This window comes from Paenibacillus sp. FSL K6-1558 (genome assembly GCF_038002565.1).
Classification (GTDB): Bacteria; Bacillota; Bacilli; order Paenibacillales; family Paenibacillaceae; genus Paenibacillus; species Paenibacillus polysaccharolyticus.
Genome location: NZ_JBBOCV010000001.1, coordinates 1,099,304 through 1,120,892, shown reverse-complemented (window position 1 = coordinate 1,120,892; position 21,589 = coordinate 1,099,304). Strand labels below are relative to the sequence as shown.

At 43.5% G+C, this 21,589-nt stretch carries 23 protein-coding genes; 20 read left to right on the top strand and 3 right to left on the bottom strand.

The features are described 5' to 3' along the window. Nucleotides 1–165 precede the first annotated feature (165 nt). The 7 genes from MHI38_RS04645 (at nucleotide 166) to MHI38_RS04615 (ending at nucleotide 5,262) form a co-directional block, all read left to right on the top strand. Entirely contained in the window at nucleotides 166–774 is a 609-nt protein-coding gene (locus MHI38_RS04645) for a hypothetical protein (protein ID WP_154890548.1), read from the top strand. Nucleotides 775–804: 30 nt separating this feature from the next. Then, nucleotides 805–1,455: a hypothetical protein gene (locus MHI38_RS04640; protein WP_154983620.1), complete on the top strand. Its 651-nt coding sequence runs from the start codon at nucleotides 805–807 to the stop codon at nucleotides 1,453–1,455. Beyond that, complete coding sequence (locus MHI38_RS04635; protein WP_154983619.1) at nucleotides 1,452–2,012, top strand: hypothetical protein; 561 nt, start codon at nucleotides 1,452–1,454, stop codon at nucleotides 2,010–2,012. Before MHI38_RS04640 ends, MHI38_RS04635 begins: the two co-directional genes overlap by 4 nt. An 80-nt stretch (nucleotides 2,013–2,092) precedes the next feature. Continuing rightward, on the top strand, nucleotides 2,093–2,824 hold the full coding sequence (locus tag MHI38_RS04630) for an SMI1/KNR4 family protein (protein WP_341181006.1): 732 nt from the start codon (nucleotides 2,093–2,095) through the stop codon (nucleotides 2,822–2,824). Nucleotides 2,825–2,850: 26 nt separating this feature from the next. After that, nucleotides 2,851–4,152 (top strand): hypothetical protein, encoded by a 1,302-nt coding sequence (locus MHI38_RS04625; RefSeq protein WP_308723362.1) that lies wholly within the window; start codon nucleotides 2,851–2,853, stop codon nucleotides 4,150–4,152. A gap of 55 nt (nucleotides 4,153–4,207) precedes the next feature. After that, nucleotides 4,208–4,654, top strand: coding sequence for a hypothetical protein (locus MHI38_RS04620; protein WP_308723361.1), 447 nt, complete (start codon nucleotides 4,208–4,210; stop codon nucleotides 4,652–4,654). Further along, on the top strand, nucleotides 4,651–5,262 hold the full coding sequence (locus MHI38_RS04615; RefSeq protein ID WP_308723360.1) for an SMI1/KNR4 family protein: 612 nt from the start codon (nucleotides 4,651–4,653) through the stop codon (nucleotides 5,260–5,262). Before MHI38_RS04620 ends, MHI38_RS04615 begins: the two co-directional genes overlap by 4 nt. A gap of 113 nt (nucleotides 5,263–5,375) precedes the next feature. On the opposite strand, the gene MHI38_RS04610 is transcribed toward MHI38_RS04615, so the two are convergent. Further along, a complete protein-coding gene (locus MHI38_RS04610) occupies nucleotides 5,376–5,681 on the bottom strand; it encodes a hypothetical protein (protein ID WP_308723359.1) in 306 nt (101 codons plus the stop codon). Between the two features lie 167 nt (nucleotides 5,682–5,848). On the opposite strand from MHI38_RS04610, the gene MHI38_RS28715 reads away from it, so the two are divergent. From MHI38_RS28715 to MHI38_RS04585, 5 genes are all read left to right on the top strand, one after another. Next, complete coding sequence (locus MHI38_RS28715) at nucleotides 5,849–6,739, top strand: cupin domain-containing protein (protein ID WP_373323312.1); 891 nt, start codon at nucleotides 5,849–5,851, stop codon at nucleotides 6,737–6,739. 260 nt (nucleotides 6,740–6,999) lie between these two features. Further along, nucleotides 7,000–7,446: a carboxymuconolactone decarboxylase family protein gene (locus MHI38_RS04600; RefSeq protein WP_253493670.1), complete on the top strand. Its 447-nt coding sequence runs from the start codon at nucleotides 7,000–7,002 to the stop codon at nucleotides 7,444–7,446. A 55-nt stretch (nucleotides 7,447–7,501) separates the two neighbouring features. Continuing rightward, complete coding sequence (locus tag MHI38_RS04595) at nucleotides 7,502–8,446, top strand: sigma-70 family RNA polymerase sigma factor (RefSeq protein ID WP_308723358.1); 945 nt, start codon at nucleotides 7,502–7,504, stop codon at nucleotides 8,444–8,446. 232 nt (nucleotides 8,447–8,678) lie between these two features. Further along, on the top strand, nucleotides 8,679–9,395 hold the full coding sequence (locus MHI38_RS04590; RefSeq protein WP_341181005.1) for a DUF1361 domain-containing protein: 717 nt from the start codon (nucleotides 8,679–8,681) through the stop codon (nucleotides 9,393–9,395). Nucleotides 9,396–9,405: 10 nt separating this feature from the next. Then, a complete protein-coding gene (locus MHI38_RS04585) occupies nucleotides 9,406–10,428 on the top strand; it encodes a serine hydrolase domain-containing protein (RefSeq protein WP_253493682.1) in 1,023 nt (340 codons plus the stop codon). A 179-nt stretch (nucleotides 10,429–10,607) separates the two neighbouring features. Here MHI38_RS04585 and MHI38_RS04580 read toward each other — a convergent pair whose 3' ends face one another. Then, nucleotides 10,608–11,615, bottom strand: coding sequence for a serine hydrolase domain-containing protein (locus MHI38_RS04580; protein ID WP_253493685.1), 1,008 nt, complete (start codon nucleotides 11,613–11,615; stop codon nucleotides 10,608–10,610). 130 nt (nucleotides 11,616–11,745) lie between these two features. Between MHI38_RS04580 and MHI38_RS04575 the strand changes: the two genes are divergently transcribed. The 5 genes from MHI38_RS04575 (at nucleotide 11,746) to MHI38_RS04555 (ending at nucleotide 16,127) form a co-directional block, all read left to right on the top strand. Next, complete coding sequence (locus MHI38_RS04575) at nucleotides 11,746–12,813, top strand: ankyrin repeat domain-containing protein (RefSeq protein ID WP_308723356.1); 1,068 nt, start codon at nucleotides 11,746–11,748, stop codon at nucleotides 12,811–12,813. Nucleotides 12,814–13,086: 273 nt separating this feature from the next. Continuing rightward, complete coding sequence (locus MHI38_RS04570) at nucleotides 13,087–14,394, top strand: SPFH domain-containing protein (RefSeq protein WP_154983609.1); 1,308 nt, start codon at nucleotides 13,087–13,089, stop codon at nucleotides 14,392–14,394. Continuing rightward, nucleotides 14,394–15,137 carry a hypothetical protein gene (locus tag MHI38_RS04565; RefSeq protein ID WP_308723355.1) on the top strand — a complete coding sequence of 248 codons (744 nt, stop codon included), beginning with the start codon at nucleotides 14,394–14,396 and terminating at the stop codon, nucleotides 15,135–15,137. The genes MHI38_RS04570 and MHI38_RS04565 overlap by 1 nt, the downstream gene beginning before the upstream one ends. A gap of 23 nt (nucleotides 15,138–15,160) precedes the next feature. Next, complete coding sequence (locus MHI38_RS04560; RefSeq protein ID WP_308723354.1) at nucleotides 15,161–15,532, top strand: hypothetical protein; 372 nt, start codon at nucleotides 15,161–15,163, stop codon at nucleotides 15,530–15,532. An 85-nt stretch (nucleotides 15,533–15,617) separates the two neighbouring features. Continuing rightward, the gene (locus tag MHI38_RS04555; RefSeq protein ID WP_154890528.1) at nucleotides 15,618–16,127 is read left to right on the top strand and encodes a hypothetical protein; all 510 of its coding nucleotides are present in this window, start codon (nucleotides 15,618–15,620) and stop codon (nucleotides 16,125–16,127) included. Between the two features lie 83 nt (nucleotides 16,128–16,210). Here the strand turns inward: MHI38_RS04555 and MHI38_RS04550 are convergent, their stop codons facing one another. Next, nucleotides 16,211–17,749, bottom strand: a complete 1,539-nt coding sequence (locus MHI38_RS04550) for a hypothetical protein (RefSeq protein ID WP_341181004.1) — start codon at nucleotides 17,747–17,749, stop codon at nucleotides 16,211–16,213. 245 nt (nucleotides 17,750–17,994) lie between these two features. Here MHI38_RS04550 and MHI38_RS04545 point away from each other — a divergent pair, with 245 nt between their 5' ends. The 3 genes from MHI38_RS04545 to MHI38_RS04535 all read left to right on the top strand — a co-directional run bounded on the left by MHI38_RS04545 (nucleotide 17,995) and on the right by MHI38_RS04535 (nucleotide 21,583). Continuing rightward, entirely contained in the window at nucleotides 17,995–18,579 is a 585-nt protein-coding gene (locus tag MHI38_RS04545) for a cupin domain-containing protein (protein ID WP_090916939.1), read from the top strand. A gap of 171 nt (nucleotides 18,580–18,750) precedes the next feature. Next, nucleotides 18,751–19,425: a hypothetical protein gene (locus MHI38_RS04540; protein WP_154890526.1), complete on the top strand. Its 675-nt coding sequence runs from the start codon at nucleotides 18,751–18,753 to the stop codon at nucleotides 19,423–19,425. Nucleotides 19,426–19,990: 565 nt separating this feature from the next. Next, the gene (locus MHI38_RS04535; protein ID WP_154890525.1) at nucleotides 19,991–21,583 is read left to right on the top strand and encodes a methyl-accepting chemotaxis protein; all 1,593 of its coding nucleotides are present in this window, start codon (nucleotides 19,991–19,993) and stop codon (nucleotides 21,581–21,583) included. The last annotated feature ends 6 nt before the right edge of the window (nucleotides 21,584–21,589 follow it).

Here is a 21,589-nt window from a genome sequence, read left to right as displayed (position 1 = left end):
GAAGCACACATTTGTGTAGGACCAAGGGCGTTATTTTTAGACAATGCGCCAGCATTTGTTGTGCTTGGGTTAAGAGTTTCATATAATTTTATTAACGGCTCATTTGGAACAATGTGGGATAAACGACTGTTTCAGCGTAAGGTTCAATGAAAGGAGAGGGTGAATGTGAAACGTTTCGAAGACGAAGGGGCATACAAATACAGCTTTTATTCTGTGCTTTACCGGGGAGAGCGAGTTGAAGTCAAATGTCCAGAATGCGGCGGGTACGCTTACATAGAACGCTCTAATGGAAAAGTGCAGTGGAGATGTAGTCAGTGCTACGCTCATGCAGTCAAAGAAGCTGACTACGAGTATGCAGCTAAGGGATATTGTACAGTATGTGAGCGGTGGTTTACGGTGCTGGTAACAGATGAGAAGATGACACCTCATCCGCTAGTCCATATTACATGTCCACACTGCGGGGCGAACAATCGAGCTACACTGCACAAAAGGCAGGTCAGTCGAGGTTATTACAACGAAATTCAAAAGGGCAGGGACCCGCTTTTTGGTCTGGAACTCTATTTTCTGGACCACATTCGAGGCAAACAGATCTGGGCGGTCAATCGGAAACATCTCAATTATCTTCTGCAGTATGTATCGGCTGATTTACGTGTGAAATATGGAGGCAGATCTCAGAAGACTGCATCACACAGTATCCCTGTCTACATCAAGGAGGCCAAGAACAGGGAAGCTGTAACCCGCGTGTTAACGAAGATGCAGCATAACTTCAGATAAATGATTATCATCAGGAACAGGGGAAAAAAGATGAATAAGCGAATTAAATTTAGTGTTTTTCTGTTTGTGTTTGCCATGATGTGCATACCTGCTTATTTTATTATGGAGACGTATGGTGTATTTCAAAAAGAAAAGGTGTTATCAGGCTACGCCGTTGCTGTGGATGTCGAAGGTAAATCTTATCAGACATGGCCGCTGATCAACGGATATACAGCAATGGACAAACGAGGAGACGACCGCCAGCTGTATTACCGTATTGACACGAGCGGTCTACAGTATTTGTTTCAATTGGCTTATAAGGAGTACGAAGTTCAACCGGGTGGAAACAACCCGTATTTAGCAGGTCAAATCGATTACTCGCAGAGCGATCATGTGTATGTGCAAAGCGAAAACAAATATACCAATGCAAATGACTTTGTTACGGTAATCACGCTGCTGGACCGTGAGGGAAAGATAATCTATACCTACGAACAAACGGGTAAAGGGGACGATAAGCTGGTGAAGTCTATCATTCATCAAGGCATGAGCCGGTCTAGCAATCGCGGCACGGAAGCCGCACGTGATCCTTACCTGAATATTACGGCGTTGTTTCGTGAAAAGCTGGGCATTGATGTAAAATTGACCGTGGATGATGAGCATAAGGTTGTCACAATTCGAATGAACAAAGTGGAGGCAAAATGATGAATATGTATGGTGTAGAGCATGGGCCTGTATATCTGCAAGGGCTGACAAAGAGCGTGGCGGCAGAAAAAACACATGAAGTGGAATGGCAAGGAAAATTACAAACCGGCGATGGACATGATCAGTTTCATATTTTTTATTATGGTGACCTGGATGAAGATGATCTGATTATGTGGCATGATATGACACCATTGTTGATTTATGCAGAACACTCGGTTACTGGAGAACGCTATCTGCTTATTGATGCAGCGAAGCATGGTTACGATGCGATGGTGTGTGAGACGTATCCCGAGGAAGAATTGAACAACAGGCCGCTTCGTCCTTATCTTGACGTTGAGGGTGAGGATACATTTGAAGTATTTCTGACGGCATATTACAACGTGCCATGGGATGAAGAGTTTGGCGAGGATGTGGAGGCAGATGGGACGTATGAGCTGATTACAGGTGAACGTGTGCATTTCAATGAAGTAAAGCGTAATGGTTATGATGCTTTTGCCATCCGCATTCGTAATCGCAAAGGCGTAGAGACTGAAATCGTACAGGAAGAGTTGGCCTAATGTGTTTTGTCTATCCATCATCTTATGAATTTGATGATTCTAATGTTAGGAGCTGATGCTGAATGTATATCGTGTCTCACATGTTAAAGCCTGTTTCTCATCAGGAGTTGCAACAAGTGGAGCAAGGACACGCCGTTCGTCTGCCTTTGGCTTATCAGCGCTGGCTGCAACAATACGGAGAAGGAACTTATTCAGGCTGGATGAACATTCAGCGGCCGGATCCTGAAGTTTTAAAACCATTTGCAGCATATGATCTTTGGGAGCATACGGAAGCAACGGTCATCAGCCAGTCCCAATTGCAAGAGTGCATTAGCATTGGAAGTTCAGTAGACGGCGATTTCCTGGTTATTCATGCAGATGTGGAAGGTCTAATTTGGCTCCCGCGGCATGATGAACAGATTACGGTGTGGCCATCGAACGAGGCGTCTTTCGCTGATATTCTTGATCGTATCTACTGCGGATATTACAACAGGGACGAGCCGTTCAGACCAGCGTATTTCGAACCGTGGAACGAGGAGAAGCAACATATTTTTTATCATTTTACGGGAAAAGAGAACGGAACATCAATGAAAGAACTGGTAGATCTGTGCGAGTCGCACTTTTCATGGGATCTGGTCATTGATAATGAATATACATGCAAGCTATTCAGCGCCATGATTGGCGGGTATGTTCGTTTTAATATGGCGAGTGAGCGCGAAATAGGTTTATTTTATGAAAAAAATAATCATGCAACGGAGGCGCAAGAAGCGCAGCAGCAGGTGCAGGCGATACAACAGTTATTGCAGGCACATCATTGCACTGCATTGGAATAGAGAGCAGCAGAGGGCGAGGGGATTTTATGGATTGGCTGGATACAGAAATTGCAGAACAGTGGCGTAAGGAAGGCAAGCGGTATGCCAGGGATGTAAATGCATTTGTACATAAAATGCTTCAGGGAGAGCATCCGGATGAATCTGAACTGGCAGATGATGCCCGGCATTCGCTCAGTTCCAAAGTGATGAAAATGGTGAAACAGGCTAATCTTCAAGGTGAGGTGGAGCGTCTTCGAGAAGAATTACCTGCGGCGACGTGGCCGCTGAGCAATCATTTTCAGGATTCTATGCAGGCCGTGCAAGTTGTAGGTTACTTGAATGAGGATACGATGCTCTGTAATACAGGAGTATTGTCGAATAACGGGCAGGTATATACGATGGATCAGCAGGGATGGTGGTGTAGTCCGGATTACACCATGGCAGGCTGTTCAGCGGGCGGCGCTTACGTAGCTCTGGCGAGTCATGAAGGTATTCGCGTCATTCGTGAACCAGACCGCAAGCTGGAAGGAGAGCAAGTCGCATACTACCCGTGGGACAAGATCAAAGATCGAATCAAAGCTCAATTGCCTGAAATTGAATCCCTGGCAGATACGATACATCCCGAGAACACGATTGAAAAGCTGATCCCCATGGATCAAGGACAGGCGCTGCTGCTTCAATCCCGTTACGGCATCTATCTGATAGAGCAGGAACAGGTGATTATTCTTCATCCCGATGTGTCAGAGATTAAGGAGTACGAATACGAGGACACTCAACTTTCTATGGGACATGCCGCAGTATCTTCGGAGGAGCGCTGGATTGCCTGGGGAAGCCAGATGAGTAGCCATACGGTGCTGGATCGGGAAAATAACAAGACGTATCAGGTGGAGCCGGAGTCGAGTTATCCGCACTGTGCGGCATTCAGTCAGGACAATCAAGTTGTCTGGTTTAATGCCTGCCATTTCTACAATGGAGTAACGATTCAAGTTCCGCTAGACAGCATTGCTGATCGTAAACAGGATGAAGAGTGGCCTATTATTGAAGAGAATGCTCGTGTTTATACCATGATTGAGATGGAGGCAGGCATGGTGATTGGTGATGCATACGGTTATTTGTATTGCACCAACCGCGAAGGCCAAGAGCTATGGCGCCATTTTGTGGGCTCAACGATCTGTTCTCTGGCTGTGTCACCTGAGCAGTCTCAGCTTGCTGTGGGAACATATGGCGGTATGTTGCACATCCTTGATCTGGGTTCGGAACGGATGGACGAATACGGAATTGGCACAGGTACGTTGCGTGAACGGGAGCGTTACGTATTATGGCGTGAACAGGAGCCGCTGCGCTGGTAGCATAGACTGGCAGGCCTTGAATGAATGAATTTGATTTTGCTAAAGGATGATGAGGGTGGAACGTAAAGAGGCTATAGTGTTGTTAAAATATCACGCCTTTGCTCACGATGATGTGAATCATCCGAAAATGGAACATGGCTTTCTCGGTAGCTTACGTCCGTTTCGCGGTCAATTGATTGAAGAGAACTTCCATGAATTAATGCGCATATTACGCACGCTCGCTCCAGATCTTTCGCATGCAGCACTGGATCGGGAAGTAATCGCTTGCCTATGGAGCATTACTCATCTGGCGAGGACTTGGGCTGTAGAACCGGAAGGTATGCTTCGCAGTAATCATCTCATCTCAGATGAGCAGGTTGCAGTGATGGAGGAATGGCTTAATCTGTTCTCGTATGCAGTTATGATCCTGATTGAAGGCGGCGATGAACAAGAGGCGTTCTGGGGATATGAACAATATGTGTTGGACCGAAGTGTGCAGAAAGGTGAAGGTGACGGGATATGAAGTCTGGAGTGGATACGGTTATCAATGATCTGCGGATAGAATTGAACCATCTGTTAGACCGGAAAATACAAGATGAAGAGATCCGGTCATTGTATGACACGTATCTTCAATTGTCAGGTGTATCCGAGGCAGAACTGGATCAGTTCGAGAAACTGTATGAGGTTCGCCTACCCTCTGATTTCCGTGCTTTTTACCGCCATACGGATGGCAGTGGTTATGGTCTGCATATGTTGTACCCGGGGGATGTAGAGCAGGGGTCTTGTCAACCGTTCTATCTAATGTCACTTGAGGAGATTGTCGAGACCAAACAATATTTCTGTGATGTGGACGAGAAGCTGGAGGAGCATTACGGTGATGAAGAGATTTGCCAGTTAGATCCTGAGATCAAACCGTATTTGTTCCATAAATCATGGATTCCTTTTGCCACAATGGCTGGAGGTTCGCTCTACTTGATGTTTGATTTTGATCCAGCAGAGGCGGGGACATACGGACAGATTATTATGTATGTGCATGATCCAGACTTTGTTTATTACGTTACATCATCGTTTGCGGAGCTTCTCCGGATGTCTATCCGCAATTTGAATCTAATGGATGGGATTGAATACTAGAACCCTGAATGTTCGTTGTAAACTACGATGGATATAAAAAGATGAAATAACCAAAAGGCAGGAGCAATTTGAATAGCTCCTGCCTTTTGGCTAAAACGTAAAGCCTTCAGGCTCTACCACTGGAAAAAACGGTGACCATGAAATCCGCCGGGACCTCCGGGCCCACCCGGTCCGCCATGGCCCCCGTGTCCTCCTGGACCGCCGCCGTGAGGGCCTCCCGGATATCCCGGATAATGTCCTGGATAACCACCATGCCACGATGGTCCAAATCCCCCAATAGGAAAAGGAAGAGGAAATGGCACTACCGGTGGATAAGGATAGGGGTATGGATAAGGGTAAGGGGGTGGCGGTGGCGGATAATAAGGATAAGGATAGCCTACAGATTGCTGGGTTGATGATGCACCTGGAACATATGACATATCACAAGCCTCCAATGTCTGGATTGATGATATCAGCCTATGCGGATTCTTCACTCGCTGACACAGCAACTTAGCCCAGTAGAAATGGGCTCACCGATCTGGGCGCTAGGCATACGCTGAGGTATAGGGTACCACCTAAACCGAGAGCGAAGGGCAGGCGTTTTATTTTGGCAACCTCGTACATGGATTTCACTTTACCGACTACGCAGTTTACGTATGATCTGAGCAACAATCCGCTTTTCAAGAAAGATGAGCATAATTACATTAATGCACTTTCGGTTAAACAGCTCAATACGTTGGGCGACAGCTCTTTATTGGATATTTTTCTGAGTGCAGGCAATGTCGTCGAACCTCACATTCATCAGAACGCAGCCGAGCTTGTTTATTGCATCAGCGGTGCGGCGGTTGTTTCCCTCATTAACCCGTTCACGAATGAACTGCTTCATTTCCCCATTACACCAGGGCAGACCGCTAACGTACCGCAAGGATGGTGGCACTATGAAGTGGCGACGGCAGATCACACACATCTGCTCGCGATCTTTGATGCTCCTGTGCCTGAAGCGATCTTCGGCTCTGATATTTTGCGACTGACTCCTGCGAAAGTGCTGGCACACACCTATTGTCTGGATGACCATAAAGTGCAGGAAGTATTGGCCCCCATTCAAAAAACGGTAATTATCGGCCCGCCAAAAGGTTGTAAAACGCAGATCGCGCCTGTATCCAACCACATGCCTAATGTGGGACCGAATCTTCAACCAAACATCCAACCAGTTAATATCCCACCTAGTATCAAACCGAATATTGAACCAAAGATCGAACCAAAGATCGAACATATTGCCCAACCGAGTATGCAACCGAACTTACAGCCTAATATTCAACCCAACATCGAGCCGAATGTACAGCCTAATATGCAACCAAATATGCAACCAAATATGCCTCCTTATGTGAATCGTCTTCCACATTGGGGTACTTGGGTAGATCCGCGTATTATCCACGAACCAGGATGCCCATACTATAGCGAAATCCCGGTGCAATTGAACTCAGATAATAAGGCGTAAATTGAATCATATTCCTCTATTTACTCTTCTTGTACGAATCTATTTCGTATTTTGTTCTCATTACCGTGAGCTTTATGATAAGCAGATCTGGCATGATTACGATAATCTTTATTATGAAGCATCATAACGATAAGGGCGTTCAATTCAGAGCGCCTTTTTTGTTTTTTTAATCTTTTTTCTCGCGAGATGTCACAAACTTCATACGTTATTTGTCTTCAGTATGTAGACCAAATGAGAGCAGATGATGGAGGAGAATGAATATGAATTTACGTATGAATTACAGAGCGGCGAACCCTGGTGCTTTCAAAGCTATGATGGCGTTGGAGCAATATGTATCCGGGCAATTTGAAGATAAGGTGTTATATGAGTTGTTGAAAATTCGTGTCTCTCAGATCAATGGCTGTGCCTTTTGTATAGATATGCATGCTAAAGACTTGATGAAGCTGGGCGATTATGGGGATCATATTCTTTTGCTCAGTGTGTGGCATGAAGTGCCTATATTTACGGAGAAACAACGTGTTATGCTTGAGATGGCCGAGGTTGTGACGCAAATATCGGAGCATGGGGTTCCACTTGAGCTGTATAATAAAATTCGTGAGCACTTCAGCGAAACGGAAATCGTTAATTTGATTATGGCGATTAATTCAATCAACAGTTGGAACCGGATTGCCATTACGACAGGCATGTACCCAGGATGTTTTAACTAACATGATAAACGAGAAAAATAAACGATAAACGAACCAAGCCAGAGGAGGCGATCCTATGCAGTCCAATCTTAATTCTGATTCTAATCAACATAAGTATACGCCGGAACCGTCTTCTCTGGATGTTGGTGCATTGTATAAACAGTATAAGAATTATGCCTTCGCGATCGCATATCGAATGCTGGGCAGTGTGACTGAGGCGGAAGATATCGTTCAGGACTGCTTCGCAGAACTTCAAAAGTTGAGGAATCAGCTTATTCACCAACCCAAGTCTTACATTGGAAAACTTATCGTGAACCGCTGTTTGAATCTGTTGAACTCTGCTCGCAACCAGAGGGAGCATTATGTCGGGGAATGGCTTCCCGAGCCGCTTGGTGTTCATGAATTAGTTAATACGCCAGAGGAAGCGATACAGCAAAAAGAAATGATTTCGTACGCCTATCTGGTTATGCTTGAACGTCTGTCACCCGTGGAACGGGCTGTTTTTGTGCTACGCGAAGCGTTTGAGCATGACTATTCGGAGATTGCGGGATGGCTGGGGAAAACAGAAAGCAACTGTCGACAGATTTACAGTCGTGCCAGACGAAATTTACCTGAACAACTTCCAGTGATAGAGCAAGCGAGCGCCAATTGGAAAACTAAAAAAGAAGTGCTTAGCCGTTTCACCACGGCATTTCTAGCACATGACGTTTCAGCTATGCTGGAGCTGTTGACAGATCAGCCTGTGTTCACAGCGGATGGCGGTGGCGTAGCACGCACGATTATGCGAACAATGCATGTGCATAAAGGTGTGCTCGCCATCCTTACCTCTCCTAGAGTGCTACGTTCGTTAAGAGAAAGAATGTGGAAGCCTGCATTCATTAATGGCGAGCCTCAGCTCGCTTTAATGAAAGATGGGCAGGTCACTGAAGTGTTATGTTTGGAAATGGATGCTTCAGGGAAGCGAATCCATGGCGTGTATCTCATTGTCAATCCAAACAAACTGGCAACTGTGCAATTATGAACTAATAATAGTAATGAAATGTTTAACTGTAACTACTTATTTAAGCGACATGATCCTTTTAAAAAGGACCGTCGCTTTTTTTGTTTTATATACCGTCTAATCTACTTTAGTTTCTCTATCATAAATTTGATTCTAGAGTTATACATGGTATGATCTAATAGATTTGAAAAATAGTAAATATATGCCATGAATGAAGTAGATTTTGAATTCAACACAAGTGAGGTTGTACGTATTGAGAAAACTAAATTATGTGCACATGTTTGTTTTTCTTAGTGCAGTTATGGTTGTCACGCTGGGGTTGTATTACATAGCGGCCGACTGGCTGAATCAGCGGTATTTCCGTTTCCTAATCTGGAATTTGTTTTTGGGCTGGATTCCATTTGTATTCTCATCCCTAACCTATGGTTTGGGCCGTCTGAAATGGAAAGGAGCCATATGGATCGCGATACCGAGTGCGATGATGTGGCTGTTGTTTTTCCCCAACTCTTCGTATATCGTTACGGATTTGCTTCACCTGACGTCAAGGAGTTCAAGGTATTTCTCTGGAAGCCTTGCCGAGTTTCACTATTGGTATGATCTGATGGTTGTGCTGATGTTTGTGTGGACAGGACTGCTGATCGGCTTCCTATCAATGTATCAGATTCAGGAAGTCATCTATAATCGGTTAGGACGTGCGGCGTCATGGATATTTGTAATGGGTGGAACAGCTCTTGGCAGTTATGGTGTTCTGCTTGGACGGGTTTATCGGTTAAACAGCTGGGATGCATTGACTAATCGCGAGTTGTTAATCAGGCTGATGAACGAAAGTGTTAGTCGGCCCTCCTTGGCGTTTTGTATGTTCTTTGGAACGTTTCTTTTTACTATCTATCTCACGTTATATTATTTGCTGAATGCGAGAGGGTCTGGACCAGATCAACGAAGTTTACAAACCAATGATAAGAAAGCGTAGGTGCTTCGATATGCTGGATGCAGCAAAAGTCAGGGAAAAAGTCAAAGAGGTTATGGAACAAAAAGATTTTTCGGGTGTTGTGCTGTGCAAACAGGAGGGAGAGACCCTTTTTCAGATGGTGCGAGGGTATGCGAACCGCAGTGATGAACTTCTGAATGATGTGAATACACGTTTTGGTATTGCTTCGGGCTGTAAGGTTTTCACAGCTGTAAGTATAGGTCAGTTGATTGAGCAAGGACATTTTACGTTAGATTCCAAATTAAAGGATGTCCTAAACCTTACGTTTCCGGCGTGGGATTCAGAGATTACAGTGCACCAGTTGCTGACCCATACTTCTGGCGTACCGGATTATTTTGATGAGGACGAGATGGATGATTTTTCAGCGTTGTGGAGAGACAGGCCCGTGTATGTGATGCGACAGCTCAGTGATTTTCTGGCTATGTTTCAACATCTGCCAATGAAGTCTGCTCCTGGTGAGAAATTTCATTATAACAATGCGGCATTTATCGTACTCGGACTCATTGTGGAGCAATACACTGGCTTGGCCTTTACAACATATGTGGAGGAACATATTTTCAAACGTGCGGGTATGCAAGATTCAGGTTATTTCCTGACAGATCAGCTTCCGCGTAACACAGCTATTGGATATATCGATGCTGACGACGGGACATGGACTAGTAATATTTTTTCGATCCCTGTTCAAGGTGGAGCAGATGGCGGAGCCTATGTAACCGCACCAGATATGATTCGTTTCTGGGATGCTCTGCTGGGGTATACGTTGCTCGGTGAGGAGATGACACGGTATTTGTTGACACCCTACGCGCACGATGAGGACGAGGAATTTTATGGTTTGGGGATATGGCTGGAGTTACGTGAAAAAGAAATATTTAAGGCTCATGTCATGGGTTTTGACCCAGGTGTTTCGTTTATGTCTGGCGTGTATCCCAAGCATGGGATTCAACTTGTGGTTATTTCAAATCAGGAGTCAGGGCCTTATCCTATAACGTTGGCTGTAGAGGAAGCAATGGTGTAAAGGGAGAGTTGAGGTTGGAAAATATCGGATCGTAGACAATTGCCCTGAAACGGACAGAAGGGAGAACGCCGTAGCAGGTTAATTCCTAATGTCTGAGTACCCTTGCCCTTCCACTTAACGATCACGCAATCCAGGCAAGGGTATATGTTTGAAATATCTCTCTTCGAATCATTGTAAATTTATTCGGAAAAGGTAGCTAGCTTCCACAATTCAGGCACAATGAATCTGGGGAATACGTCGATGGGTGGCTTTTCCTTCTTGCGTTTGTCATTAGTCAGCACGGTCACAAGTTCCAACTCGGGAACAACATATACATACTGACCTCCAAATCCTCTGGCGTAGTAATAATCTAGTGATTTGAGACGCTCTGAATGCGTAGGTCGGTGTTGGGGGAGCGAGTTATCGTCAAGATGTTGATCTGCATATTGATCCACCCACCAGTGCCATCCGTAACTGCCATGGTTTGGTGGAGGGACCGTGATGAAGGGTTGCGTTGAGCGTTTGACGAGTTGGCTGGAAATAAGCTGTTTTCCTTCCCAATTCCCTTCCTGAAGGTAGAGTTGTCCGAATCTGAGCAAGTCGGTTGGTAGCAATCTCAGGCCAAATCCACCCGTGTGTACACCTTGGGGATCTTGCTCCCATTCATAATCTTGAATGCCAAGTGGGCCAAATAAATAACGCTCGGCATACGCTGCTACACTCATGCCTACATGTTGCATTAATATTGAAGATAGAATCTGGGAAACTCCCGAATTGTATTCCATATGTGTGCCGGGTTCATGTCGCAAACGTTGTTCTAAAGCAAAGTTGATCCAATGATCCGTACGTGTCATCCGTGGAAACGAATTTTGTCCGCCGAACTCGTCCCAGTTAAATCCGGCTGTCATTGTAAGCAGTTGCTCTAGGGTAATTGCTGGTTTACGTGGATCAGGATCAGAAGTAAGCTGCGGGAAAAAGGTAGATATGGGCGTGCCTGCCTCGGGCAGTAGCCCTTGATCCATGGCGATACAGATGAGCGCAGAGATGATGCTCTTGGTACATGAATTGATTTTGGCGATATCTGTCTCAGCCTGTGTGTTCCGAAAATGCTTGTAAACGATCTCCCCGCGTACACTGACCAGACAGCTTCTGAGATCCAGCGGTGGAATGATCTGTTGCAATGTATGATGAAGGTTTAGGGAATTCATAGTGTCCTTTCTGTGTTCGTTATGTATTTAGTATGTAGATTCCGAAGGGTTGCCCACTATGTTAGCATATTCATTTGGGTAGCTCAACAAACATCAATTTCATTATTTCATTGCAGAGGAGGCCAAACTTATGTACAAAATCGGTAATCAAGGCACGTTCAAAACGTTACCTGATCCAGCCCTCGCAATCTACCAAGGAGATGTTGCCCGTGTTGAAGCATATATACAGCAAGGTATGGATTTGGAAGAAAAAATAGCAATAAGCTCAAACATTACGCTTCGTCCGCTTGATCTGGCATTGATCTGTAATCAGTCGAAGGTGGTCAGACTTCTTGTGGAGCGAGGAGCCAAGATCAATGCCAAAGATCATCCAGCCATTTTATATGCGGCGCGCTACGGTGGAGCAGATGTGATCCGTTATTTAGTTGAGCAAGGAGCCAAATTGAATGGAGTAAGCCGGTTGAAATCAAGTGCATACGATGAGGCATACTACGGGAACAAAAAGAATATTACGGTGTTGAACGACCTTGGGTTGGACATCCGCAAATATGGCGGCAAAACGTTACGAAAAGCAGTATCGGATCATGATATGAAAACGGTTCAATACCTGCTGAATGAGGGTGTGGACATCAACTACAACGAGCCGGATATGGTTTATCCGTACAAAGCGACACCGCTCACCGTAGCTGCACGGCAGAACAGTATGCGAATGGTCAAATATTTGGTGGAACAAGGTGCGGATGTGACGTTGCAGGAGAAGGATGGGGAGCGGGCCTACACGATTGCGGTCAGTCAGAAAAATAATGAAATGGCTGAATACTTGAAATCACACGAGCCTGAGGAGTTCCATAATCTGAGCAATAAACTGCATGCATTAAAACCTTACAAGCTTCCGGAAACGTTAATCCGTTTTCTGACCGAAGGTTCACGCCGAATAGACATGCCAAGCTGTCCCGCTGGCGTTGGTTATATTGAATTCTTTTCGTTGACAGATACGGTGGAGATGAAGATGGGCAGGCAGAAGCTATTGCGTTTATCCTCTGATCTGGATCAGTACTCTCATATGCTCATCGTCTGGAATCCAAGCAAAAAGATGATAGGTTATGCCGATATTGAACATCAGGAACAGGGCACATTATGCACGTTTGAACAATTTTTGGACGAACCTGAGGTTTACATTGAACGGCTTTTGAATTAGAAACAGTGGTGTCTTGATTTGTGAAACCTCTTGCATAACGCGGTTGCGATTGCAAGAGGTTTTTGAGTTTTCTCAAAGTGGTGCCTAAATAGGAAAAATATCTCATGAAATATGAACTATACTAGTGCGTAAGAAGGTTAGAAATGGTAAAATAGCAATGCCTAAACATGAAAAAACACGATAATTGACGAATATTAATATATCTTATGATTGTGTTGGTTGGGATCATAGATGTTGAAATCTAGTATTTTAAGCTAAAGTGAGGAATAGAATATGGCTATTATTGATGTAATCAAGTATGACGGTTCGCCCGACGTGTTTGCCTGGAAACATCCGGAGACTGAATTGGGAACTTGGACTCAGTTAATTGTAAATCAATCTCAACAGGCTATACTCTTTAAGGATGGAAGGGCCCTTGATCTGTTCGGGCCAGGCAGGCACACGTTAAGTACAGCGAACATCCCGATACTAAACCGACTTATTAACCTTCCATTCGGAGGAAAGTCTCCTTTTGCTGCAGAAGTCTGGTATGTGAATCAAGTAAGTGCTATGGACGTCAAGTGGGGAACTGCGAATCCGATTCAGGTTCAGGACCCGAAATATAATATTATTGTGCCTGTTAGAGCTTTTGGACAAATGGGCATGAAAATCTCAGATTCACGAAAATTTTTAGTTAAACTTGTAGGAACACTGCCAGAGTTTAATCAGCTCAATATGGTGAACTACTTCCGTGGATTAATTACGATGAATATCAATTCGATGCTATCTTCCTATTTAATACATAGAAAAGTAAGTGTGTTAGAAATTAATGCCTATATCGCTGAAATATCACGACACTTTGCGGACAACATCGCTTCTACATTTGACGAGTTTGGAATTGAACTTATCAATCTATACATTCATAATGTCAATTTGCCCGAAGAAGACCCATCGGTCATTCGATTACGGGAAGCACTCGCGCGCAAAGCGGAAATGGATATCATTGGATACACCTATCAGCAGGAACGCTCATTCGACACGCTTGAAGGTGCAGCCAAGAATGAAGGAAGCATGCAGTCTGATATTATGGGCGCAGGTCTTGGTATGGGCATGGGCGTTGGCTTGGGAGGTTCGTTTAGTAGCGGAATGTCTGAAATGTCCAAAGTCATGTCTACAACAACAGAAACGCCTGCCGTACGCTTGTGCGGGCATTGTCAACATCCGAATCAGGAACAGAGCTCTTTTTGCAGTAAATGCGGCAAATCATTAGCTGAAAAATCTGCAACGACGGACTGTAATAATTGTGGTCACACGATGGAGAAAGGAACTAAGTTTTGTCCGAACTGCGGTGACAAATATTATGCTTGTCCTTCATGTGGGGCTGATAATGCGGAGAATGCGTCTGAATGCGTGAAGTGTCACGAGCCGATGCCAAGGCCATGTCCTAATTGCAACCACATGAATGGGCCTCACACTAAATTTTGTGGAAACTGTGGTACAGGTTTAACGTTGAAGTGTAATCAATGTCAACATGAAGTACAACCTGGTCAGAAATTCTGTCTCGATTGCGGAAATAATCTGCAAGAAGGGGGGCAGGCTTAGTGATGGTGAAACGGAGCAACATTTTTATTCTAGATGTAATCTATCTTGTCTGTTTAATTTTAAATTCGATCATCTCATTTACGATGTTTAGCAACGATATTCTATCATTTCCATTCTGGATCAATCTTGCCGCATCGTACGTTGCGATGACGACTTTGTGGATTTATGCGCGTCATGTGATGCAAAATATGGATCGCTTTAAACGTTTTGTCCCAGGTTACACAGCTATAGGCATTGTATTAATCATTTATCTGGGGTGTGTCATTTTTTATGCGTTATTCGTAGGTTTCGCAGATTATGCACTGCGCTGGTTTGTTTTGTTACATGTAATCACTGCGGCTCTTGCTTTCATTTTGTGCGCTATTTTAATGATCTATATTCGATCAGGAAGTGAGCATGAAGCCAACGAGCAATTGAATATTAACGACTGGAAATCAATTGAGAACGCCATGTATCAGTTGCTTGATATGATGGATAGACATCCAATGTTGAATGTGGAAAAGGACAGGAAGTCAGTAGAAGCCATCATTGAGCTGGTTAAATATAGCGATCCAATCGCTCCAGCTGCCGTGCAGTATAATGATCGTCAGATTCTTATAGATATTGAATTGTTGAGAGAAGAACTGTCTACTCAGTATGAGGCAGGAGAAGTAGTAAATAGTGAACGTGTGGCTATGCAATTATCCCGATTGATGTCTCGTCTAAAAGAAAGAAATCAACAGATTCTTTCGCTCAAATCTTAACCATGTTTTAGGGGGAGAAGCAAGTGAAGAGGTTTTTTGGAATTATTTTAATCATCATCTCGTTTATAACCATTCTATTCTCATTAATGATGATGGCGGATGAAGCTGGTCTAGCCTTGTTTAGTTTAATCGTACTTTTTATTCCTGGTGTTATTGTATTGGTTACGGGAATAAAAATGTGTGGTCGACCTAAGTCTCGTTCTAAATCGGCTCGTAATGATCAACATCCGACTAGTGTTAAAGAACATTATAAGGATGTGTACCTTGATAAAAACCATACCCAGCAAAAAGAGCCGGTTTCGATAAATTGCTCTGGATGTGGAGCTAAGGTAGAGGTATATCCTAATTCTTCGGCAAATTGTGAGTATTGTGGGACAACGGTAAGAACTTCGTAGTTTCACTGACTTGCTTGAAGCTTAAGAATGAAGACTTGTGATAGATTATTTGAGTGCTTACAGAGTGTTCTTTGGAGGAATTATCATGATCAGAGCGTTTTTTGGACTGATATTTTTGATCTATGCAATTGGTATGCCTATTGCCTTTTTTAATGCAGGTAATCACAAACAAATCAAGAGTGAGCCTTTTATCTTTATGTGTCTCCTTGTATTAGAATTTATTTTTATATTTTCAGCGATTAAATTACTCCAAAGAAAAAAGGTTCCTCAAAAACAATTTTATGGAGGGGACTATGGGAGAGATTCAGATCCGGCACTAGAAAATACTTATCGGCCCCAAGAAATTGGAAATGGTTACTCAAGTTACAATAGTAATACGGTGCATTATACAAATAACCAGTCATATAGCTACACAGAGATAAATATAAACAGCGACAAGTATGCTAAAGACGAAGAAGGAAAGGTTGAAGAGAAGGTTGAAGAAGCACCAAGGCAAGTTTCAGTGACCTGCTCGGGGTGCGGGGCGAAGGTAAAGGTGTATCGGAAACAGTTCACGGATTGTGAGTACTGTGGAACAACGGTTGAAGCTTCATAAATCAGTAGAATAAATATAAAGAGAACCACAGCTTTGTCCCTTTGAATAGGGGATAGGCTGTGGTCTTCTTTTTATAATCTGCTCTAAAAGTCTCTAGTCCGATCGAAGACTTCGTATAACTGCTCCCGATCAATCTTGAAGGAACCTGACTGGGTTGTTTTCAACTGATCCTCTAGTTGATCGATCAAATCTGCAAGCGCCGTAGCAATCTCTTCACGCTCAATCGTCTCAATCCATTCCGATATGCCATCCATTTGATTAAACGTCTGTGTATACTCCTGAGTGAAAGAAATGAGCTGATCGGAGAGTGTGTCTTCATAATCATTTCTCTGGCTCAATTCACGAATCCGCTTCAGAGATTGTTTATACAACTGCGCGGCTTTTTTGGCATGTACTGCCTTGATCTGTTCCCTTCCGTCCCAATCCCGAAATGGATTGTTCAGATTTTCAGCGAGCCATTCCGGTTTACGAGGCTGAGTGATATCGAGATCGATTCGGGTTTCGGCAACTTTTTTATATCGGGTTTTGATCGACTTGGCTGCTTCTGCCGGGAGACTGCTCATCCAAAGCGTATGTAATTCAGGAAGTTGCTCGGGACTTGGAAATTGATCTCCCTCAAAACCAAATAGATCATTCGTGCTGAACATTTGCAAGGACTTTAAATGTTGAATGGAATGAATACCGGATACTGTGCCGGGTTTACCCCACAAGCGTAATTCGGAAAGTTCAGGATATGCTTGAACGACAGATTCAATATCAAGCTCCTTGATTTTGTACAATTGAAGGCTACTTAGACGAGAAAGACCGCGAATTTCCGGAAAAATTTCCGCTATACTTAAGGTCAGCCGATGTCCGTCTCCAGTAGTATCAATAAGAAGACCTGGACTGATCTCGCCAGTGAGACTTAGGAAATCCATCATGTCATTTAGTATAATCTTTTCCATCCCGCTAGCATCCACAACAAGCCGGGTCAAATGCGTTTGACTGAAATTCAGTATACGTTGCCCGTGGTTCTGTACATGAAGTTCATAAACGAAGGGATTCTCCTTCAGAAAAGGAATGATAGCCTCGTGGTACCCATTCATCTCGATATGAGTCAGACACGGAAGTGCCTCAAGTTCAGCTACATCGTCATCTGAAGTTGGAATAAAGTTACGAATCGTGCTGGTGTTACGTCGCATTTTAATCCCGCGGGCGGTGATGTCACTGTGGTCATGAGCTGCCTGCTTAAAAAGAGTTCTGCGGCTTTCATTGATGAGTTCCCATTGCCGCTGACGATACAGGCTTTCTCCGGCCGGCCAACCCGAACTGTAACTTCGTGATTCTTCGGTAATTAGGGGAGGTCGGTTGCCGACTAAAATATAGGATACAGGAACATCCGCTTTTACATAGTTATGCTCTAAGGTACCATTCCAAAAAAAGAAATTGCAGATCAGTGGTTTCATCACGTCAAGCTCGGATTCCGTTGGGAGCTGATCTCCAGACCAGTTCAATTGCAGAATCGCGGCTAGTTGACGTGGTTTTTTATCTTCTGTTTCTTTCAAAGCAGTGATCTGACAGGCCGTATATTGTTGCATTTGCTCATTAAAGCTGCAGTATATATCCCCGATAGATGGAAACATAATAAACTCCTCTCAACATATAAAGAGTACATTGGAAAAAAATGAAGCCCAATTCGTTATCAGAATTATATCATCTAAGCCTCACAAACTTCCAATTCAAGGCAAGCACAGCCCACGTTCTTCTTATCCGCAGCACGCACAGTTTGACTTAGTTATACGCCAGAGCTTGAGTGCAGTATTATCTCATGATGTCCCAGCATACAGTACAACAACGAGATGTTTGCCCAAGGAGGAGAATATAACCGATGATCAATCCGATCTTGAAATCCCCCAATGTTCCGCTTGCTGCTGATTCCAATGCTGTGGTGAATTACCGGAGAGATTCAAGCAACTACGTCACTCAGTTATTTGGAGAGCAGTTGCCAACGATTGAGAATGGTTTTTTTAATGTCTATCTGAGTAAAGGGATTATTGTGCAACCCCACTGGCACCCCAATGTAACCGAGATGGTCGTGGTAATCAGCGGTGAGATTACAGCTTCCGTGTTCAATCCGTTCACACGTGAACGGATAACGTATCGTTTGAAGCCGGGGCAAGTGGTTGTTTTTCCAAAAGGCTGGTTTCATTGGTTTGTTGCGGAGACCGATGGCGTATATGTGCTGACCATATTTGATCAACCGACACCGGATATTGTATTTGGGGCAGATTTTCTTGCGGCTACACCGCCGGAGGTTGCTCACCGTGCATATTGTCTGGATGAAGAAGCTTATGCCAAAGCGGTTGCGTCCATCCAGAATGATGCCATTCTTGGCCCTAATATTGGTTGTGGAACAGACGTTTCGGATACCTCCGTTCAAGCTTCCAAGGCTTCTAAGGCGCCAAGGGAATAACGTTAATAACCGAAATCATCCGGGCTGTTTAACCTGTCTTAATTGAATATTATTCCCTAACCTGCAACTGCGTATATTCGGTTGCAGGTTTTTACATTTACATAAGTTGACGCCATTCACCCTCTCTCTGTTACTATAGGAGTAACAACAATGAAAATGGAGGATTCTTCTATGACTATTGCTAAAAATGAATGGCTGGAAACAGCATTAAGTTATGCACCAGTAATCATGTTTGATCAGAATGAGCCTTTTTATCCGGATTTCGTTGGCGTGTCCGTGCTTGAGCATTCTGGGCCGTCTCCTTCTTTTCGTAGAGAGCTGCAGTTTCCTTCTGAAGCAGTAAAGTATGTTATCGAATATGCGATATGGTGGGATTACGAGATCGGACATCTCTATGAGCTGGAGCATGTATGGGTGTATGTGGGACATGATGGAGAAGTCGTGGATTGCGAAGCCAGCTTTCATGGGAGAGTATTAAGAGGGCTGTTAAAAGATAGAGTTAATCTGGTTGGTCATCATGTTTGCCTTTACTCCCAGCCGGGGAAACACGCCTTTTCACCATTGCCGATTGTATTTGAATTGTTGCCCAATCTGTATAGTGTAGCAGGCGCCCAGGCAGGATGTGATGGCTTGCTTGTAAATGAAATGTTTGAACCGTTTTTTCAAACCAGTGAACAGATCGATGCCCGTGTCAAAAAATATCTGCAAACCAAAGCATTTGTACCCTCGATGCAGTTTGAAGAGTATTTGTTGAAACCGGAGATGTTTATGACATGGGACAAGCTGTTTGAACTTATTCCACAGCGAATTAAAAATCGTCTAGCAGAGCTAGAGCAGATTTATTAATATGAATGATAGTGGATGGATTTGAGTTTATTGTTCAGAAATTGCTAAAAAATTGCATATGAATCTAGAAAACAATCAAACTCCTGCATAGTGAATTTGATTGTTTTTTTAGTTCAATTGAATCATGTATTTTAATTTTATTATTAGTCTTAAGTCGTATTTATTAGATGTTTTGAACAGATGAGTAGAACTATCTCGATTAGTTATCATATGAATTAGTCCAAAGAACTATGAACTAACATATAGGTCCAAGTAAAAAAGATAACATTGATCGTCCATCATCAAAAAAAGAGATATGTACAAAAATGTATATATAAATTTCGTTAATATGAATGTTTATTCTATTAAATTTAGATTAATAGTATTTAGTAGTATAAACACAAGAGTCTTATTTATCATAAAAATTTTACATAAAAATGAAAGTTTGCAAAAATAAAATTTATCTATTCAGTTTTCTAATATTTCTGTCGAAATACATCGTATGTTGTCTGGAGAGCGATCCATAGAATGGATTAGCAAACTTTATTTACATAACTAGACACGAAGAAACTTAGGGGGAGATAAAATGAAGTGGTTTGGCAACTTGAAAACAGCAACAAAGATTATCTCAGCATTTTTGGTAGTATCTCTGATTCTTGCGATTCTGGGAGTGTATTCAATCACGACACTTAGAAGTACCAATGAGCACATGAAAGAAATGTATAACAGCAATCTGATTTCAGTAAAAGAATTGAGCGGAGCACAAATGAATTACCAGAGGATGCGGGTTAACATTCGTGATCTCAACTTTGAGAAAAATGCCACAGAGCAAACTCGTATTGTCGATAATATTAATACCATTAAAGGTAACATCGAGAGTCAAATTGAAGGCTATCGTCCTCTGGCAACGACCCCCGAAGAAACTGAGCTCCTTAGCAAATTCGATACACAGTACTCAAATTACATGCGAATCTTTGAGCAAGGTATAGAGCTGGCAAAAAGTGATGACGATCAAGGATTTATCGTTTTCTTGAAAGACACACTCAAACCGCCTGGTGATGAAGCCCTCGCTACGATGGGTGAAATGGTGGATCTGAACGTTAAACTGGCGGAACAGAACAATTCAAAGTCGGAAGCAGCGTACACAAGTGCATTCTCAGTTACCGTTGTTTTGGTCATTGGTTCGATTATTTTTAGTATTATCATTGGATTTGTGATCTCCCGTTCCATCTCCAGACCTCTAATGGCTATGCTAGGTCTAGCTACAGAAGTTTCTAACGGAAACCTTACCCTCAAGTCTGATATCTCCTCAAAAGACGAGGTTGGGCAACTGGCCTTTGCGCTTAATCGCATGGTAGACAATCTGCGAGAATTAATTAATAACATTGTCATGAATTCACAGAGCGTTGCAGCATCGTCTGAACAAATCTCGGCAAGCACACAGGAAATTGCTAGTACAAGCACAAGTCAATCGAGTGAAGCAGCAAACATCTCCGAATTGTTTAAAGAGTTGTCTCTGGCGATCAACTCTGTAGCTGCAAGTGCTGAAGAAGCTGCCGAGTTATCTAATGATACGGTGAAAACAGCGCGTGAAGGCGGTCATGTTGTTCAGACTTCCTTGGAAGGTATGCAAGCCGTGAATATGAAAATGGCGAAGCTCGAAGAAGATTCACGCAAAATTGGCGACATTATCGAAGTTATTGACGACATCGCGGAGCAGACAAACTTGCTTGCGTTAAATGCGGCGATTGAAGCAGCCCGTGCAGGAGAGCAAGGAAGAGGATTTGCTGTTGTAGCTGATGAAGTTCGCAAGCTTGCTGAACGCAGTGGCGAAGCGACCAAAGAAATCACTACGATTATCAAAGTGATGCAGGAGAATACGAGACAAAGCGTACAAGCCGTTTCGGATAGTGTGGAACAATCATCCAAAACAGGACAAGCCTTTGATCAGATCATTGAGATGGTGAATAATTCTTCCCAGAAAGTCAATGAAATCGCGGCTGCGTGTGAAGAAGAGGCTGCACAAGCTGCGGAGGTGATGAGCTCGGTAGAGTCGATCTCTGCATCCAGTGAGGAATCTGCGGCGGCATCGGAAGAAACGGCTGCAACTTGTCAATCGCTCGCACACCTTGCTGAAGAATTGTCTGTATCTGCGTCTGCTTTCAAAACACAGTCATAATAACGA

Coding starts and splice junctions, on each gene's coding strand:
- MHI38_RS04540 (WP_154890526.1), top strand. CDS start 18,751: ATGACTATTGCTAAAAATGAATGGCTGGAAACAGCATTAAGTTATGCA.
- MHI38_RS04630 (WP_341181006.1), top strand. CDS start 2,093: ATGTTAAAGCCTGTTTCTCATCAGGAGTTGCAACAAGTGGAGCAAGGA.
- MHI38_RS04600 (WP_253493670.1), top strand. CDS start 7,000: ATGAATTTACGTATGAATTACAGAGCGGCGAACCCTGGTGCTTTCAAA.
- MHI38_RS04635 (WP_154983619.1), top strand. CDS start 1,452: ATGATGAATATGTATGGTGTAGAGCATGGGCCTGTATATCTGCAAGGG.
- MHI38_RS04585 (WP_253493682.1), top strand. CDS start 9,406: ATGCTGGATGCAGCAAAAGTCAGGGAAAAAGTCAAAGAGGTTATGGAA.
- MHI38_RS04640 (WP_154983620.1), top strand. CDS start 805: ATGAATAAGCGAATTAAATTTAGTGTTTTTCTGTTTGTGTTTGCCATG.
- MHI38_RS04535 (WP_154890525.1), top strand. CDS start 19,991: ATGAAGTGGTTTGGCAACTTGAAAACAGCAACAAAGATTATCTCAGCA.
- MHI38_RS04545 (WP_090916939.1), top strand. CDS start 17,995: ATGATCAATCCGATCTTGAAATCCCCCAATGTTCCGCTTGCTGCTGAT.
- MHI38_RS04555 (WP_154890528.1), top strand. CDS start 15,618: ATGATCAGAGCGTTTTTTGGACTGATATTTTTGATCTATGCAATTGGT.
- MHI38_RS04595 (WP_308723358.1), top strand. CDS start 7,502: ATGCAGTCCAATCTTAATTCTGATTCTAATCAACATAAGTATACGCCG.
- MHI38_RS04625 (WP_308723362.1), top strand. CDS start 2,851: ATGGATTGGCTGGATACAGAAATTGCAGAACAGTGGCGTAAGGAAGGC.
- MHI38_RS04610 (WP_308723359.1), bottom strand. CDS start 5,681: ATGTCATATGTTCCAGGTGCATCATCAACCCAGCAATCTGTAGGCTAT.
- MHI38_RS04550 (WP_341181004.1), bottom strand. CDS start 17,749: ATGTTTCCATCTATCGGGGATATATACTGCAGCTTTAATGAGCAAATG.
- MHI38_RS04570 (WP_154983609.1), top strand. CDS start 13,087: ATGGCTATTATTGATGTAATCAAGTATGACGGTTCGCCCGACGTGTTT.
- MHI38_RS04580 (WP_253493685.1), bottom strand. CDS start 11,615: ATGAATTCCCTAAACCTTCATCATACATTGCAACAGATCATTCCACCG.
- MHI38_RS04575 (WP_308723356.1), top strand. CDS start 11,746: ATGTACAAAATCGGTAATCAAGGCACGTTCAAAACGTTACCTGATCCA.
- MHI38_RS04615 (WP_308723360.1), top strand. CDS start 4,651: ATGAAGTCTGGAGTGGATACGGTTATCAATGATCTGCGGATAGAATTG.